The sequence below is a fragment of the Lutibacter sp. genome (assembly GCF_041555395.1).
Classification (GTDB): domain Bacteria; phylum Bacteroidota; class Bacteroidia; order Flavobacteriales; family Flavobacteriaceae; genus Lutibacter.
Map to the genome: position 1 here is coordinate 1 of NZ_JBFFKM010000054.1, position 16,698 is coordinate 16,698.

13 protein-coding genes and 1 tRNA gene are annotated in these 16,698 nt (G+C 32.8%); 8 read left to right on the top strand and 6 right to left on the bottom strand.

The features are described 5' to 3' along the window. Positions 1–16 precede the first annotated feature (16 nt). Together ABY285_RS10380 and ABY285_RS10385 are read right to left on the bottom strand one after the other, a co-directional pair. The gene (locus tag ABY285_RS10380; protein WP_372769763.1) at positions 17–700 is read right to left on the bottom strand and encodes a hypothetical protein; all 684 of its coding nucleotides are present in this window, start codon (positions 698–700) and stop codon (positions 17–19) included. Positions 701–983: 283 nt separating this feature from the next. Then, positions 984–1,262 carry a carboxypeptidase-like regulatory domain-containing protein gene (locus ABY285_RS10385; protein WP_372769765.1) on the bottom strand — a complete coding sequence of 93 codons (279 nt, stop codon included), beginning with the start codon at positions 1,260–1,262 and terminating at the stop codon, positions 984–986. A gap of 437 nt (positions 1,263–1,699) precedes the next feature. Here ABY285_RS10385 and ABY285_RS10390 point away from each other — a divergent pair, with 437 nt between their 5' ends. Then, entirely contained in the window at positions 1,700–2,218 is a 519-nt protein-coding gene (locus ABY285_RS10390; RefSeq protein ID WP_372769767.1) for a hypothetical protein, read from the top strand. A gap of 364 nt (positions 2,219–2,582) precedes the next feature. On the opposite strand, the gene ABY285_RS10395 is transcribed toward ABY285_RS10390, so the two are convergent. Both ABY285_RS10395 and bshB1 read right to left on the bottom strand, forming a co-directional pair. After that, a tRNA-His gene (locus tag ABY285_RS10395) sits at positions 2,583–2,658 on the bottom strand. Between the two features lie 52 nt (positions 2,659–2,710). After that, positions 2,711–3,427, bottom strand: a complete 717-nt coding sequence (gene bshB1 / locus ABY285_RS10400; RefSeq protein ID WP_372769769.1) for a bacillithiol biosynthesis deacetylase BshB1 — start codon at positions 3,425–3,427, stop codon at positions 2,711–2,713. A gap of 238 nt (positions 3,428–3,665) precedes the next feature. Here bshB1 and ABY285_RS10405 point away from each other — a divergent pair, with 238 nt between their 5' ends. The 6 genes from ABY285_RS10405 (at position 3,666) to ABY285_RS10430 (ending at position 12,619) form a co-directional block, all read left to right on the top strand. After that, positions 3,666–4,529 (top strand): leucine-rich repeat domain-containing protein, encoded by an 864-nt coding sequence (locus ABY285_RS10405; protein WP_372769771.1) that lies wholly within the window; start codon positions 3,666–3,668, stop codon positions 4,527–4,529. A 210-nt stretch (positions 4,530–4,739) separates the two neighbouring features. After that, on the top strand, positions 4,740–5,210 hold the full coding sequence (locus ABY285_RS10410; protein ID WP_372769773.1) for a MarR family winged helix-turn-helix transcriptional regulator: 471 nt from the start codon (positions 4,740–4,742) through the stop codon (positions 5,208–5,210). 16 nt (positions 5,211–5,226) lie between these two features. After that, positions 5,227–6,348, top strand: coding sequence for an efflux RND transporter periplasmic adaptor subunit (locus ABY285_RS10415; protein ID WP_372769775.1), 1,122 nt, complete (start codon positions 5,227–5,229; stop codon positions 6,346–6,348). After that, complete coding sequence (locus ABY285_RS10420; protein WP_372769777.1) at positions 6,348–9,530, top strand: efflux RND transporter permease subunit; 3,183 nt, start codon at positions 6,348–6,350, stop codon at positions 9,528–9,530. The genes ABY285_RS10415 and ABY285_RS10420 overlap by 1 nt, the downstream gene beginning before the upstream one ends. Then, positions 9,511–10,830, top strand: a complete 1,320-nt coding sequence (locus tag ABY285_RS10425; protein ID WP_372769779.1) for a TolC family protein — start codon at positions 9,511–9,513, stop codon at positions 10,828–10,830. The genes ABY285_RS10420 and ABY285_RS10425 overlap by 20 nt, the downstream gene beginning before the upstream one ends. Before the next feature lie 265 nt (positions 10,831–11,095). Next, the gene (locus ABY285_RS10430; protein ID WP_372769781.1) at positions 11,096–12,619 is read left to right on the top strand and encodes a SulP family inorganic anion transporter; all 1,524 of its coding nucleotides are present in this window, start codon (positions 11,096–11,098) and stop codon (positions 12,617–12,619) included. A 198-nt stretch (positions 12,620–12,817) separates the two neighbouring features. Here ABY285_RS10430 and ABY285_RS10435 read toward each other — a convergent pair whose 3' ends face one another. Both ABY285_RS10435 and ABY285_RS10440 read right to left on the bottom strand, forming a co-directional pair. Then, positions 12,818–13,720: a YitT family protein gene (locus ABY285_RS10435; protein WP_372769783.1), complete on the bottom strand. Its 903-nt coding sequence runs from the start codon at positions 13,718–13,720 to the stop codon at positions 12,818–12,820. A gap of 210 nt (positions 13,721–13,930) precedes the next feature. Beyond that, a complete protein-coding gene (locus tag ABY285_RS10440; RefSeq protein WP_372769785.1) occupies positions 13,931–14,332 on the bottom strand; it encodes a hypothetical protein in 402 nt (133 codons plus the stop codon). Positions 14,333–14,952: 620 nt separating this feature from the next. Here ABY285_RS10440 and ABY285_RS10445 point away from each other — a divergent pair. Continuing rightward, positions 14,953–16,698: PEP/pyruvate-binding domain-containing protein (locus tag ABY285_RS10445; protein ID WP_372769787.1), on the top strand; the 1,746-nt coding region annotated here is incomplete at its 3' end.

Below are 16,698 nucleotides of genomic sequence, written 5' to 3' on the forward strand. Positions count from 1 at the left end.
ACTTATAGGTTAAAAATTACTCCTTTTTCTCAGCATTCAAAGTTTCAAGCTTGCTTTTTGCCAACACAAATTCGGGAAACAATTTTATGGCGCGCTCAAAACTAATTTTTGCCTCAGCGTTTTTGTTTAAATTCATTGCAATAATGCCTTCCAAATAAGCCATTGCCGCTTTTAAACCAGCCTCTTGATTGTAATTTTTATTGACCTGAAAATTAATTTTCGTAGTCCCGTCATCAGGAAGTTTATCTGCTTTTTTTATAGATGCATAGGCATCTTCAAATTTATTCATTATAAACTGCAATCCAGCCAATTTATAAGCGTGATAGTTACTGTTTGTTTTTGCAAATAATTTTTGATAGGCTTCCGCAGCTTTTTCTGTTGCCCCCATAGATTCAAGCGAAATTGCATTCATTTCCATAAACTCCAAATGCGCTGGCTTGGTTTTCAAAATATCATTGGTCACCAAAAAACAGGAAAGAAAATTTCTCTCGTTAAAATACAAATAAGCCAAACTGTCCTTATAAACACTTTGTGGGCCTTCGAGTATAATAATAGAATACATGGCGTTTGCGGCAATGCTTTTATCTCCGTAGGACAAAGCCAGTTCAATCTTTTGTTGTTCAAATGCTACACTTTTAGCGGTTTGGGCTACTGCAGAAGCAGTAATTAGAAAAAAAATTATAACTAAAATACGTTTCATCAATATAAGTTTAAACATTAAGAAGCGAAATTATCAAAATAATACGGAAAACAAAGATTTTATAAAAATTAATTTTTGTTGGGCGTTTCCCTGCGGATCTGACTATCGCTGCTCGCTTTTTAAGTAAAGAATTAGTTTACCCTGCGCGTGGTTATTGAGCGTAGTCGAAATATAGTCGAAGGGCTCTATCCCTAACGCAAATTGGATTTATGATTTTGAATTTCATTATTTCAATTGCTTGTGCAAGCTTCTAAGAACAGTTACTCAAAATCATACAATGAAATTAGTTTGAAGACCTACATTCATGGAGCTGTAAAAGGGTATAATTTTTTGACTCATAACCAATAATGGAAAAGTTTATTGTATCTGTTGGATTTATCTTAGATTTAGTTATTAAATTAAATTCTCCTCTTTTATTAGATGCCCTTCCTGTTTTTTCATTATTAAAATAAACATTTACGGACTCTAAAGGTTTGTGATACTTAGTATCTAAAATAGTTCCTTTAATATTTTGTCCAATTGTGGTTGAAATTAAAAAAAATAAAATCAAGGTTAATTTCATGGTTCAATTCAAATTATTGCCAAAGTGTTATATCGCTAAAAAACATATGGTTTATCACTTTTTTTGTTGGGATAACCGTATGTTTTAGTTATTTTATCCGTTAATAATTTCCCTGTTTTTAAACACAATCTAATGCGCTTGCTTTATTCCATTATAAATACAGCACCTTCCAAATTGGCTCACGGTATGATAAAAATGTTTTTTGAAATGCTGCAATTTTTTTCTCGATGATATTCATAACGACTTGTAATTTAACGAAATATAACTCGCTTAGAGCTTTTAAAAAGTAATTTATTATGATTCTTAATAAAAGTAGTTGATAATCAGAGGATTTAAGTAAGTTAAAGCAGGAACAATTCTTCCTTTTTTTATGATAAATTATCCTATTTTTCATAATTTAGTGCAGTGGTTTAAAACTAACATATATCTGTAAAAAAATGGAAACATTAGTAATACATCCAAAAGACTGGACAACTGATTTCTTGTCGGCAATCTACTCCGATAAGGACTATACTGTAATCAATGAAGATGTTAGCCCACAGTATTTGAAAGCGCAAATAGAGCAATTTGAAAGAATTGTAATGTTAGGTCACGGTACCGATTATGGCTTAATAGGTCACGGTAGATTTATGATTGATAGCGGGTTTGCTCCTCTTCTCCAACAAAAAGACTGTGTATGTATTTGGTGTAACGCAGATAAATTTGTTGAGAGCTACCATTTAAAAGGCTTTAATACAGGAATGATTATTAGTGAAATTATTGAAGCAGATTTGTACAATATAAAGACTTCTGACGAAGAGGTTGAAGCTTCTAATGTATTGTTGGCCGAAGCAGTAAAAGAAGCCATTGAAAGCGTTAATATGCTTCAAAAGGTTAAAGACAATTACGACCACGTAACCAACCCTGTGATTAATTTCAACAAACATAATTTACACTTCATAAACAGTAAAATTTAACTTTTTAATGCATTGATGGCAATAGATTTTTATTAATTTCTATGGTCTAACCAAACTAATATTTTTTCTGTTTGTCCGTTAAAATCAGGCTATTTTCAATCTCCTGTTCCTGATAGTCCACTATCTGGAACACAAATAACGTTGCATTTATCATCATATAAGTTGTGAGTTTAGAGGCGTTTAGAGCACGAAACACTCGCAGACATCACATTCACCATCGCAGATAAAATCCTGCCTGCTTTGGATGCTGAATTGGAGTTTCAGGAGTTTGAAAAAGAATTACCTGATTTTACTCAATGGATATGTCATATAAAAAAGGCTCTTATCGTTAGATAAAAGCCTAATTTTCAACAATTTGTTATTTGGGTGGAAGACCGGGCTCGAACCGGCGACCCTCGGTACCACAAACCGATGCTCTAACCAACTGAGCTACAACCACCATATAACTTGCGGATGCAAATGTAAAACATTTCTATTTTTCCACAAACATTTTTATATTAAATTATCAAAAGATTTTACGGCAACATAACGTTCTGTATTGAAGCCTTCTGCATACTCCACTCCTACCAATCTGCCCAAGTCCAGTGCCCTATATAGCACGCTGTCCAAAAAGTTTTTACTTGATATTGGCGAGTTGGGCTCTTTACTATTAGGATCATAGAACTGAGAACTGTAGGCTTTTACGGCCTCCATTTTTTTGTCCATAAATCCAGAAATATCCACAACAAAATCGGGTTCTAAATTTTTCCATTGTATATAATGATATACAAATTTTGGTCTCCAGGCCTCTTGCTTTACACCGTTCAACTCAGTTTCAACCTTAACCAAACCAGATAAAAAACATGCGTCGGAAATTAATTTGCTGCCTTTTGAATGATCTATATGTCTGTCATCTATAGCGTTACACAACACAATTTCAGGTTTGTATTTCCGTATTATTTTAATGACTTCTAACTGGTGTTTTTCATCATTTACAAAAAACCCATCTGCAAAACCTAAATTCTCCCTTACTTCTACCCCTAAAATTTTTGCGCCATTTTTTGCCTCTTCAGCCCTAATTTTCGCAGAACCTCTTGTTCCTAATTCTCCTTTGGTTAAATCTAAAATACCTACTTTTTTTCCATGTGAAATTTCCTTTGCAATAGTCGCCCCACAACCCAATTCCACATCATCGGGATGCGCGCCAATTGCTAAAATTGCTAACTTCATAACCTAAATTTACTTTAATATTTACACAAAGATATAACATTTTTTTGGGGATGGAAGTTTTGTAAAAACATGATCATTTTAAGACACCACAAATAAAACAACTTAAATAAAAAGTATATTTTAATACATAAATGGTATGATGTCATTAATAAATGGTAAAAAAATTTGGTCAATTAAAATTGTTTAATTAGCTTAGCATAAGGAAATTATAAAAATTAACCCCTAAATCCCAAAGACGATGAAAAAATTAGCACTTATAATTGCATTTCTACTGGCAATTTCGCCTATCGCCTATTCACAAATTTCAGATTTAGAAAAAAATGTATTGCTTGATTTATACAAATCAACCGAAGGTACGACCTGGAATACCAATTGGGATTTAACCAAAGATGTTTCTGAATGGCATGGAATAACTGTTGAAAACAATACAGTAACCGAAATTAATTTAAGCATGAATAACTTAACGGGTCCAATTCCTGCAACCATTGGAAATTTTAAATCGTTGCGTCATTTAAATTTAGGCTTTAATAAAATAAGCGGTTTAATTCCAACCGAACTTGCAACTATTGAGTCTTTGGTAACTATCCAGTTATTTATGAATCAACTCGAAGGTCAAATTCCTTCTTCAATTGGAAATTTAAAAAACCTTAAAGAATTGGTTTTATTTAATAATTTTATCGAAGGTCAATTACCTGAATCTATTTATGACATCGCAAATCTTGAAGTATTACATCTAAGCAGCAATAAATTAACTGGCTCAATATCTCCTGCAATTAAAAATTTAAGCAATTTAAAAATATTAAGTTTATTCGACAATGGAATGAGCGGTACGCTTCCTGCACAAATAGGATCTTTGGTTAATTTAACGGAGTTGTCTTTGGCAGCTAACTCATTTACTGGCGAAATTCCAATTGAACTTAACCAGCTTTCAAAATTGGAAACATTGTTGTTGATTAATAATAAATTTACAGGGACAATAAGCCCTTCAATACAAAATTTACCTAAACTTTTAAACTTTGAATTCAGTAACAATTCAAATGAAGTTGATGTTTCATATAAAGATGTGAATCCAATAACACAAGTAACTTTAATTCCCGAATAAAAATTGTTTGATTAATTATTTACAAGAAAAAGAGACCTACAAAATGGTCTCTTTTTCTTGTGTAAGTGCTTCTTTTTGAAGCAAATACAAATAGCATCACATCTCACTCACAAAAAAATATTGATTTATTTATAACACTATTGATTTTAAATATAGTTGCATATGCAACTATTCCATTTTGAATTATATATTTGCATAAAAATAGTTTGTATGGAGATTGACATTAACAAATCCGATTTTAATAAAACTTTGGCACCCTGGATTGGAAGAACATATAAGATGATGAATATGTATATCTCAGATGTTTTTCAGCAAAATAATATCCAAGTAACAAAAGAACAATGGATTGTGTTAAAAATTTTACACGAAGACAATGATGGGATTATTCAGAATGAGTTGGCTTTTATAACCGGACGAAATAAAGCTTCCTTAACAAGGCTAATTAATGTTATGGAAAAAAATCAATTAGTGATCAGAATTTCTTCAAAAGAGGATTCACGGAAAAATTTAATTCATATTACCAAAACTGGCAAACAATTGTTTTTAATAATGAGGCCTTTAATGCTTAATAGTATGAGAACTTTACAAAGAGGAATTAGTGAAAATGAAATTTCTAATTTTATTATGGTAATGATTAAAATTCAAAATAATTTAAAAAATCAATCAAATTTAGTTGACTAAAATCCAAATTTTAACAATGAGAAAATTAATATCAATAGCTTTGGCAGTACTCCTATTAATAGGTTCCATTTTATTAGCAAAATATTTAATTGACAGTAAAAATAAACCCAAACCAGTTGCTGAGAAAATTGTGAAAACTGTTTTTACACAAACAGTATCCAATAAATTAATTCCAATAATTATTACCGCAAATGGAAATTTGCTTGCTAAAAATAAGATTGAATTGTACGCTGAGGTTCAGGGAATTTTAGTAAATACTTCAAAGGAGTTTAAAGCAGGAACAACTTATAGTAAAGCCGAAACATTGATAAGCATAAACAGCGATGAATTTTACGCGAATTTACAGGCTCAAAAAAGCACCTTATTCAATGCCTTAACTGCAATAATGCCCGATATCAGGTTGGATTTTCCTGATAAATATGATAAATGGAAATTCTACTTACAAAATTTTGACTTAAATAAACCTGTTCAAAAACTGCCGGAAACAACTTCAGAAAAAGAAAAATTCTTTATTTCGGGTCGTGGTATTTATACAACTTACTACAATGTGAAAAATTCAGAAGTAAAACTAAATAAATATACATTAAGAGCTCCATTTTCAGGAATTTTGACAGAATCATTGGTCAATCAAGGAACTTTAATCAGACCCGGACAAAAATTAGGTGAGTTTATTGATCCTTCTGTTTATGAAATGAGCGTTTCCGTTAAATCTGAATTTCGTGATTTGCTTCAAGTTGGCAAAAATGTCGAACTCTTCAATTTAGAAAAAACAAAAACATGGAAGGGAAAAGTAATTAGAATTAATGGAAAAGTTGATACTTCTACCCAAACCATAAAAGCTGTTATTGAAGTTAGCGGTGCCGATTTAAAAGAAGGCCAGTATTTAGAAGTTGCCCTAAGTGCCAAATCCGAAGAAAATGCCTTTGAAGTTTCCAGAAATCTTTTTGTAGATAAAACCAAACTGTATGTTGTAAAAGATTCTATTTTAGATTTGGTGACTATAATCCCTGTTTTTGAAAACCAACAAACTGTTGTTGTAAGAGGATTGGAGAATGGTACACAAATTTTGGCAAAACCTGTTCCGGGTGCTCATAAAGGCATGTTAGTTAAAATATTTAAAGAAAATAAGGTGCAATAATGAGAAACGTAATTACTTATTTCATAAAATTTCCTGTTGCCGTTAACATAGTTGTTCTTGCTTTTATTGCATTTGGTTTGGCAGGCGCATTGTCCATAAAATCTTCTTTTTTTCCATTAACGGATTCAAGAAATATTTCAATCAATTTAACCTATCCGGGAGCTTCACCACAAGAAATGGAAGAAGGCATTGTATTAAAAATAGAAGATAATTTAAAAGGAATTGTTGGTGTTGATCGTGTGACTTCAGTTTCACGTGAAAATTCAGCATTTATAAATGTTGAAATTGTAAAAGGCAAAAATATTGATGTTGTTTTATCCGACGTAAAAAATGCCGTTGACAGGGTCCCCTCCTTTCCTACTGGTATGGAGCCGCCCATAATTGCTAAAATTGAAAATATTAGGCCAACCATTAGCTTTAACATAAGCGGTGAAAATATTTCGCTGGCAACTTTAAAACAATATGCCAGAAATGTGGAGAACGATTTACGCAGTATAGACGGAATTTCGCAAGTAAGCCTTTCTGGATTTCCCGATCAGGAAATTGAAATAGCAGTTCGTCAAAACGATTTGTTAGCCTATAACCTGTCTTTTGAGGAAGTTGCAAATGCGGTCAGTAAATCTAATTTATTAATTACAGGTGGAAACATTAAAACCGATGAAGAAGATTATTTAATTAGAGCGAGAAATAAAAATTATTACGGAAATGAATTGGTAAACTTGGTGGTTAGGGCTGAGGCTTCCGGAAATATTATTCGTTTAAATGACATTGCTGATGTTTCCGATACTTGGTCTGAAAATCCGGACAGGCTCTTTTTCAATGGAAAAAAATCAATTGACATCACGGTTAGCAATACCAACAGCGAAGATTTACTTTCAACCGCCGATCTTGTAAAAAAATACATAGAAACATTTAATCAACAACAGGACAATATTAAAATAACCATTTCAAGCGATAATTCCGTTACCTTAAAACAACGGTCGGAATTACTGATTAAGAATGCAGCTATGGGCATTCTTTTAGTGCTCTTTTTCTTGGCGCTTTTCTTAAATGTCCGATTGGCTTTTTGGGTTGCAACAGGGATTCCTATTGCATTTTTTGGAATGTTCATTTTTGCTGCAAATTTAGGGGTTACCATTAATGTGTTGTCTCTATTTGGCATGATTATCGTTATTGGTATTTTAGTGGATGATGGTATTGTGATTGGCGAAAATATTTATCACCATTATGAAAAAGGAAAAACACCAATACAAGCGGCAATTGATGGTACTTTGGAGGTAATCCCCCCTATTGTGTCAGCTATTTTAACTACGCTTATTGCATTTTCAACTTTTTTCTTTTTAGACGGAAGAATTGGTGATTTTTTTAGCGAGGTCTCAATTATCGTAATGCTTACATTAACGGTTTCATTAGTTGAGGCGCTTATTATTTTGCCGGCGCATATTGCGCATTCAAAAGCTTTAGAGCGAAAAGAGAAAAAAAGAAATAAAATAAATACTTTTTTTTATAACGTAAACCAAAAAGCGGAAATTGGATTATTTTATGTTCGTGATCATTGGTACGTTCCATATTTAAAATTCTTTTTGAAGCATAAAGCTTTGGGATTTGCATTGATTTTTGCTTTGCTTATTTTTAGCATTGGAGCGCTTGGCGGCGGCATTGTAAAAACTTCTTTCTTTCCTTCCATTGCAAGTGATCGTATTTCTATTGATTTAAAAATGCTTCAGGGAACAAACGAAAAAATAACAGATTCCATTATTTCAGAAATTGAAAAAGTGGCATGGGAAGTCAATGAAGAATATACAGGAAAGCAAACCAGTGGCGAGTCTGTTATACAGAATATTATAAAAAGGATTGGGCCAGGCTCATCTAACGGAAGTTTAACTATCAATCTTTTACCCGGCGAGGCACGCGATTTTTCTTCACCCGAAATAACAAACGCCATTCGAGATAAAGTGGGAAAAGTTTATGGTGTTGAAAGTTTGACTTTTGGTTCAGGAGGAAATTTTGGCGGAAGTCCGATAGCTGTTTCCTTATTGGGAAATAATATTGAAGAATTAAAAGCCGCGAAAACCGAATTGAAAGAAGTATTGAGCAACAACACATTGCTTAAAGATATTTCCGACAACGATCCATCCGGGATAAAAGAAGTGCGAATTACCTTAAAAGAAAATGCCTATTTGCTTGGTTTGAATTTGCAAATGGTTATGAATCAGGTCCGTTCCGGATTTTTCGGATTACAAACACAACGATTTCAGCGTGGGCAAGATGAAATTAAAGTTTGGGTTCGTTATAAAAGGGAAGACCGGTCGTCACTTAAAAATTTAGATGATATGTGGATTACCACACCCACAAATCAAAGTGTGCCTTTTTCTGAAATTGCCACTTATGAAATTGAACGTGGTGATGTGCTCATCAATCATTTAAATAGTAAACGAGAAATTCAAATTACGGCAGACATGAAATCTCCCGGTGAAAGTGCCACCGATATTTTAGACGACATAAAAACAAATATTATGCCTGAAATTTCGTCGAAATATCCAACGGTAAGCGCCATGTATGAAGGCCAGAATAGAGAAGCGCAAAAAACGGTCACATCAGTAAAAAAAGTTGGACTTATTATTTTGGCTTTAATTTATATGGTTATTGCTTTTACTTTTAGATCTTATGAGCAACCGCTGCTATTAATAATATTAATTCCTTTTAGTCTTATTGGAGTTGTTTGGGGTCATTGGATTCATGATTTTCCCATTAATATTTTATCGTGGCTGGGAATTATCGCCTTAATTGGAATTATGGTGAATGACGGTTTGGTGCTCATCGAAAAGTTTAAGAGTTATTTAAAAGAAGGAATGAAATATGATGAAGCACTTGTGCAAGCCGGCGTTTCAAGATTTAGGGCCATTTTGTTGACCACATTGACTACTGTGGCCGGATTGGCGCCATTGCTTTTGGAAAAAAGCAGACAAGCGCAATTTTTAAAACCAATGGCAATTTCAATTTCTTACGGAATTATAATTGCAACTGTTTTAACCCTGGTGATACTACCTTTACTTTTATCCGTTTCAAATTCTATTAAAGTTTTTATTAAATGGATGCGAACCGGTGAAAAGGTTACAAAAGAAGAAGTTGAAAGAGCAATTATTGAATTAAAAAGTGAAAATGATGAATTACAAGAATAATTTTATCTTATTATTTTTAATAAGTTTTACGGCAAGTTTTGCGCAAGAACTGCTCACAAAAGAAAACGCTATTGGCATTGCTTTAGAAAATAATTACGGCATTAAAATTTCGGGTAATAACCTTAAAATTGCTGAAAACAACAAAGGTATTTTGAATTCGGGTTATTTGCCTACTTTAACCAGTAATGCTGGAGCAACACATAATTTAGACAATACAAAGGCTGTATTTTCAAATGGGGAAATCACTAATTTAGAGAATGCCAACAGCAGTCGTTTTAATGCCTCCGTAAGCCTTAATTACACCTTGTTTGATGGATTTGGGAGACTATATAATTATAGGCAGTTGATAGAGCAATATAACCTATCTGAGTTACAAGCTAGAGAAACAATAGAAAAAACAATCCTGCAATTATTTACAGTGTATCATAATGTAGCCCAACTTACAGAAAATGTAGCGTTGCTAAATAAAAGTTTGGAAATTTCAAAAGATAGATTGTTAAGAGCAAAATATCAATCTGATTATGGACAAAACACAAAACTAAATGTTCTTAATGCTGAAGTTGACCTTAATAATGACAGCATCGCTTTATTAAATACCAAGCAATTATTGTCAAATGCCAAACGAGATTTATTTGTTGTTCTCGGCAAGAACGAAAGTCCTAATTTTTCTGTAGACACACAGGTAATTTTTGTCATAACTAAAAATAAACAAGAACTATTCCAGCAAGTAAAAACAAATAATATTACCTTACTTCAAATTGAAAAGGGCATAAATATAAGTGACTTTCAACTCAAAGCAAATAAATCTGGTTACTTGCCAACTATTGGTTTAACAAGTACTTATGGTTGGTCTAAAAACAATAATAATTCGGCTTCTTTTTTATCGGAATCAACAAATAATGGCCTTTCAACAGGTTTAAGTCTAAAATGGGATTTATTTGATGGCGGCCGTACAACAACACAAGTGCAAAACGCTAAAATAAATTATGAGACGCAACAATTTTCTAAACAGCAAAGTGAACTTCAAATAACAAGGAACTTCAATAATGCTTGGGAAGATTATAATACCAAATTATTTATACTTCAAACTCAAGAAAAAAATGTTGAAACCAATAAGCGAAACTTTTTAAGAACCGAAGAAACCTTTAAATTAGGCCAAATTACGTCTATTGAATTTAGACAGGCACAAGTAAATTTATTGAACGCACAGTCTAACTTAAACCAGGCAACTTACGATGCTAAAAATGCGGAATTAAAATTGTTACAGCTTACTGGAGAACTTCTGAATACGGAATTTTAAAAAATATTTAAAATTACAAAAAAACAGTAGGAATGGTTTTTTGGCTTTTTCCATCCTTTTTCCAATAAAAAAGGATTATTTTCGCCGCTTCAAAAAAAATGAAGGATATTCAATTTACATACAGCTTTGATTTGCCTACAATTAACCACTTCGAAGTAAGAAATTGTTTTTCTTTCTTATCCTTAGGTTTAATTTTTTGCATCATACAATTTGAAGTTATTCTTAATTTAAGTATAAATAGCGCTAAAAACATTGATAATTATCTATGAAAAAATATATAAATATTTTCGATTTCAAACAAAAAGTGGACTTTAAGACAGAAATATTGTCTGGTATAACCGTTGCCTTGGCCTTAATTCCTGAAGCAGTGGCTTTTGCATTAATTGCAGGATTATCACCGTTAACCGGTCTTTATGCCGCTTTTGTTATGGGATTAGTGACTTCAATTTTTGGCGGTCGTCCAGGAATGATTTCAGGTGCAACAGGTGCGGTAGCAGTAGTTATAGTGACTTTGGCTAAGACCCATGGTGTTGAATATGTTTTTGCGACGGTTGTTTTGGCGGGAGCAATTCAAATTTTGGCAGGGGTGTTAAAATTGGGTAAATTGATGCGCCTGGTTCCGCATCCGGTTATATTTGGATTTGTAAATGGTTTGGCTATCATTATTTTCATGTCGCAATTAAACCAGTTTAAAGACCCAACAGGTGATTGGTTAATGGGTGAAGCGCTATACATTATCCTCGGATTGGTGCTGCTTACCATGATTATTATTTATGGATTGCCAAAATTAACTAAAGCAGTTCCGGCTTCACTAACAGCTATAATTGTGGTATTTGGCATTGTTGCATTTTTTGGCATTGACACTAAAACTGTTGGCGATATTGCCTCTATTCAGGGAGGTTTTCCTCCTTTTCACTTTCCAATAGTTCCTTTAAATTTTGAAAATTTAGTCGTGATTTTACCCTATGCGGCAATAATAGCTGGTGTTGGCTTAATTGAAAGTTTATTAACCTTGAACATTATTGATGAAATCACAGAAACAAGAGGTAAAGGAAATAAAGAAGCCATTGCGCAAGGTGCTGCAAATATACTTTCCGGACTATTTTCCGGTATGGGAGGATGTGCAATGATTGGGCAAAGTTTAATCAATATTTCATCGGGTGCAAGAGCAAGATTATCGGGAATAGTAGCGGCTGTGATGTTGCTGGTGTTTATTATGTTTGGAGCCAATTTGATTGAAAAACTGCCCATGGCAGCCTTAACCGGATTAATGATGATGGTTGCTATTGGTACTTTTGAATGGGCGAGTTTAAAAATATTTACCAAAATGCCAAAGTCTGATATTTTTGTAATGGTATTAGTGACTTTGGTAACGGTTTTTCTTCACAATTTGGCATTGGCCGTGATTATAGGCGTTATTATTGCCGCACTTGTTTTTGCATGGGATAACGCAAAACGCATTCGTGCAAGAAAACACATTGATGAAAACGGCGTAAAACATTATGAAATTTATGGTCCTTTATTTTTTGGTTCCGTAACTGTATTTAATGAAAAATTTGATGTTTTAAATGATCCTGATGAAGTGATTATTGACTTTGCAGAAAGCAGGGTAGCCGATATGTCGGCCATCGAAGCGCTAAATAAAATTACGGAACGCTATCTTAAAGTTGGTAAAAAAATTCACTTAAAACATTTAAGTCCCGACTGTAAAAAATTACTTAAAAATGCAGAAAGCATTATTGATGTAAATGTGTTGGAAGATCCTAAATATAAAGTTGCCTTGAATTAAATATATTTTTTTCTTTTTGGTATTTTATTTTTAGTCTAATAATGATTTGTATTTATAATCGTACTAAAGCCATTCAGAAAAATATAAGGCTTTGCAATTAAAATCAGTATTTAGAAGAAACTTTTCAGTAGAATTATAGTTAAAAAACGTAGTTATTTAAGCACTTAAAATTATACATTGCCAACGCCATTTTATTTTTTAATGAAATGGACGTTTTTTTATCATTCCTCCTTTGGTGTCTTTTATTGGATATTGAATAACGAAAGCGCCTCTGTCAATTTTTTCAACCTCTAAGAGTAACCTTGACACCTCTAGTCTTGTAATTACGCAAAACAATATTTTTCGGTCTGGCATTGCCAATCCCTTTTTCCCAAATCCGCCGTCAGATCTAAAAACGGTCACCCCACGTTCCAGTTTAATTGCAACCATTTCCTTAATTATTTCAGCATCGTCAGAAACTATCATAACGCCAATGTATTCTTCAATTCCATTTATAATAAAATCTACTGTTTTAGAAGCAGAAAAATAGGTAAGCATAGAATACATTGCTGTCTCTACACTAACAATTGAGGCTGCAATTCCAAAAAGAACAACATTAAAAACGGCAATAAAGTCACCAACGGTTAAACTGGATTTTCTGCTTACTGAGATGGCAAGCACTTCTGTACCGTCAATTACTGCACCGCCTCGAATTGAAAACCCTATTCCTGCACCTAAAAAAAAACCTCCAAAAACAGCAATTAAAAGTTTGTCGTCCGTAATTGTTGGGAGTTGAATAACATGAACTAAATAAGCCAAAACAAAAATTGCGAGACTACTTTTAACAGCAAAAGGAATGGAAATTTGTTTTGCTCCCAATAGGATGAAAGGTAAATTAACTAAAATAATTAAAATTGAAAGATTAAGTCCTGTCAAAATTTGAAGTAACAAAGAAACACCCATTGCTCCGCCATCCAAAAAATTATTTGGGAGCAAAAAGCCTTTCAAACCAATACTCGCCAATATTACGCCGACAGATATGAAAAAAACATCCTTAATATTTCTTTTGAGAATGAGTTGAGAAATCAATTCGTTATCGTTTAATTTAAAAAATCTTTTCATTTATTTCATTTTTTTATGACTAACTCAATATTTCATCCCAAATATAACTGTTTATGATTAATCATTGACAATCCTATTCATTTTTACAAATTCTTAATTGTCAAATAAAAAACCTCGCTTAAATAACTTTAAACGAGGCTTATTTTTATGATTTATTTGAATTAAAAAAATTCAGAAGTTGGAATCAATTTCATTAACAAATTTCATGTTTTATTCTTTAAAAGCAGTTCTCGAGATTTCAATGCCTACTGGGTATGAATAATCGCCTTGATCTTCAGCAGTGATAAATATTTCCTTAACATTATAAGGTGTTGAAGTTTTTAATGTTGCTGTTTTTGCGTTTTTATTAATTAATTGACCAGCATTTTTAGTGCCATTATTTTCTGTTACAATCCAAACACTATAATTTTTTTTAGAAGGGTCAATTCTATTTGGACTTGCCAAATTTTTTGCCACAACTTCAATTTCATAATTGTTATTTTTGTCTTGTGTCTTCTTGGCTGTTATTTCCGCAGCAGGAGTTACAGTTGATACAGGAAATTTTGTTGTTGTTGCACAAGATGTCAGGAACAGAATAACTGACAAAGACAACAAATTTATTAATAATTTCATTTTAGTCTTATTTTAAGTTTATTCCTACTCTAATGGATTTTCGGAAACCTCCCCCTTTAAAATGTCTGGTCATTTTTTATTTATACAAATTGAGTGAATAATTACGAAAAAGTGTTGCATAATTTTTAAAATTAGTTGCAAAATTCACACTTAGGCTTTTGGGAAGCTTTCAAATATGTCCGACAAATTTTCATTTAGAAATTTAATTTGATGTTGCTTGTTGAAAACAAAAAATGATTAGTTCAATTTTCATTTTTTCAACAATTAACATCAAGAATGTTAATTTTATTAAATTTTTTATGCTAATTGATGAATTATTCCTTGAATTTTATTTATTTAATTGAAATATCATCAAAATTAACGTAAGCCATTGCAAATATGATTATTACGCCAACTGAAAATTGAAACCCATTCTTAGTCCAAATACTTTTATAACACAATGAACTTCAATCTTTGTAAATTCGAGATTGTTAAGTATTTGTTTAAAATTTTAATGAACTTAGAACCAAATGTTAAATGAAGTAAAATGATATAAATCATTTAAAATAAAAACTTTAGCATTTAATTTTGTAGAAACCACATTTGAATAATAACAATTTTTAATCTAAAATAAAATCCTAATGGAATCGCTGGAAAAAGTTAAAACAAGAGTATTTAAATTTGGAAATAAAACTGCAGATGGCAATACCCAAATGAAAAACCTTCTTGGAGGTAAAGGTGCCAACCTGGCAGAAATGAGTTTAATTGGGATACCGGTTCCTCCTGGTTTTACAATCACTACGGAAGTTTGCACAGAATATAACCAATTTGGAAAAGATGCGCTAATACGCATAATTATCTCAGAAGTTAAAGAATCCATCGAAAATATTGAAAAAATAATGGGTGCTAAATTTGGGGATAAAGAAAATCCTTTATTGGTTTCTGTTCGCTCGGGAGCAAGAGCCTCCATGCCTGGGATGATGGATACTGTTTTAAATTTAGGCTTAAATGATGAGGCTGTTATTGGAATAGCAAAAAAATCTAATAATGAACGATTCGCATGGGATTCCTATCGCCGTTTTATTCAAATGTATGGTGATGTTGTATTGGGAATGAAACCAGAATCAAAAGAGGATATAGATCCTTTTGAAGAAATTATGGAGGATTTAAAAGAAAAAAAAGGGATTCAATTGGACACTGAATTTACAGTTCAGGATTTAAAAAATCTTACACTCGATTTTAAAGCTGCTATAAAAAAACGTACAGGCCACGATTTTCCAACAAATCCCTGGGACCAACTTTGGGGTGCAATAATTGCTGTTTTCAATAGTTGGAATGGCGACAGAGCCGTTTATTACAGAAAAATGCATGGGTATCCAGATGATTGGGGAACCGCAGTAACCGTACAAGCTATGGTTTATGGAAATATGGGCAACAATTCCGGAACAGGCGTTTGTTTCACACGTGATGCTGCAACGGGTGAAGATCAGTTCAATGGTGAATATTTAATCAATGCACAAGGTGAAGACGTTGTTTCCGGTGCAAGAACACCACAGCAAATCACTAAAATAGGTTCTATGCGTTGGGCAAAATTGGCTAGGATTGAAGAAACTGATAGGGTTAAAAATTACCCTTCCTTAGAAGAATTAATGCCTGAAATTTATGCTGAACTTAATGAATATCAACAAAAACTTGAAAACCATTACCGTGATATGCAAGATATGGAGTTTACCATTCAGGAAGGCAAACTTTGGATGCTGCAAACCAGAAATGGAAAACGCACAGGTGCCGCAATGGTTAAAATTGCAATGAACTTATTAAAAGTTGGTTTAATTGATGAAAAAGAAACGCTATTACGCATTGAGCCTAATAAATTAGATGAATTATTACACCCTGTTTTTGATCCAAAAGTATTAAAAAAAGGAACTGTAATCGCACAAGGATTGCCGGCTTCTCCGGGTGCTGCCAGCGGACAGTTGGTTTTCTTTGCGGATGAGGCCCATAAATATAAAAACACCATTTTAGCAAGAATAGAAACTTCTCCTGAAGATTTGGAAGGGATGAATATTGCAAATGGAATTTTAACCGCTCGCGGCGGTATGACTTCTCATGCAGCTGTTGTTGCACGTGGTATGGGAAAATGCTGTATCTCAGGTGTTGGTGCATTAAAAATTGATTATAAAAGCCGCACAATGGGCGTTAATGGTAAGGTATATCATGAAGGCGCCTGGATTTCATTAAATGGATCAACAGGTAATATTTTTGAAGGAAAATTAGCAACGGTTGAACCTGAATTAAGTGGTGAATTTGGTGAAATTATGAAATTGGCAGACAAATATTCAAGAATGAAAGTCCGAACAAATGCGGATACGCCAAAAGACGCTAAA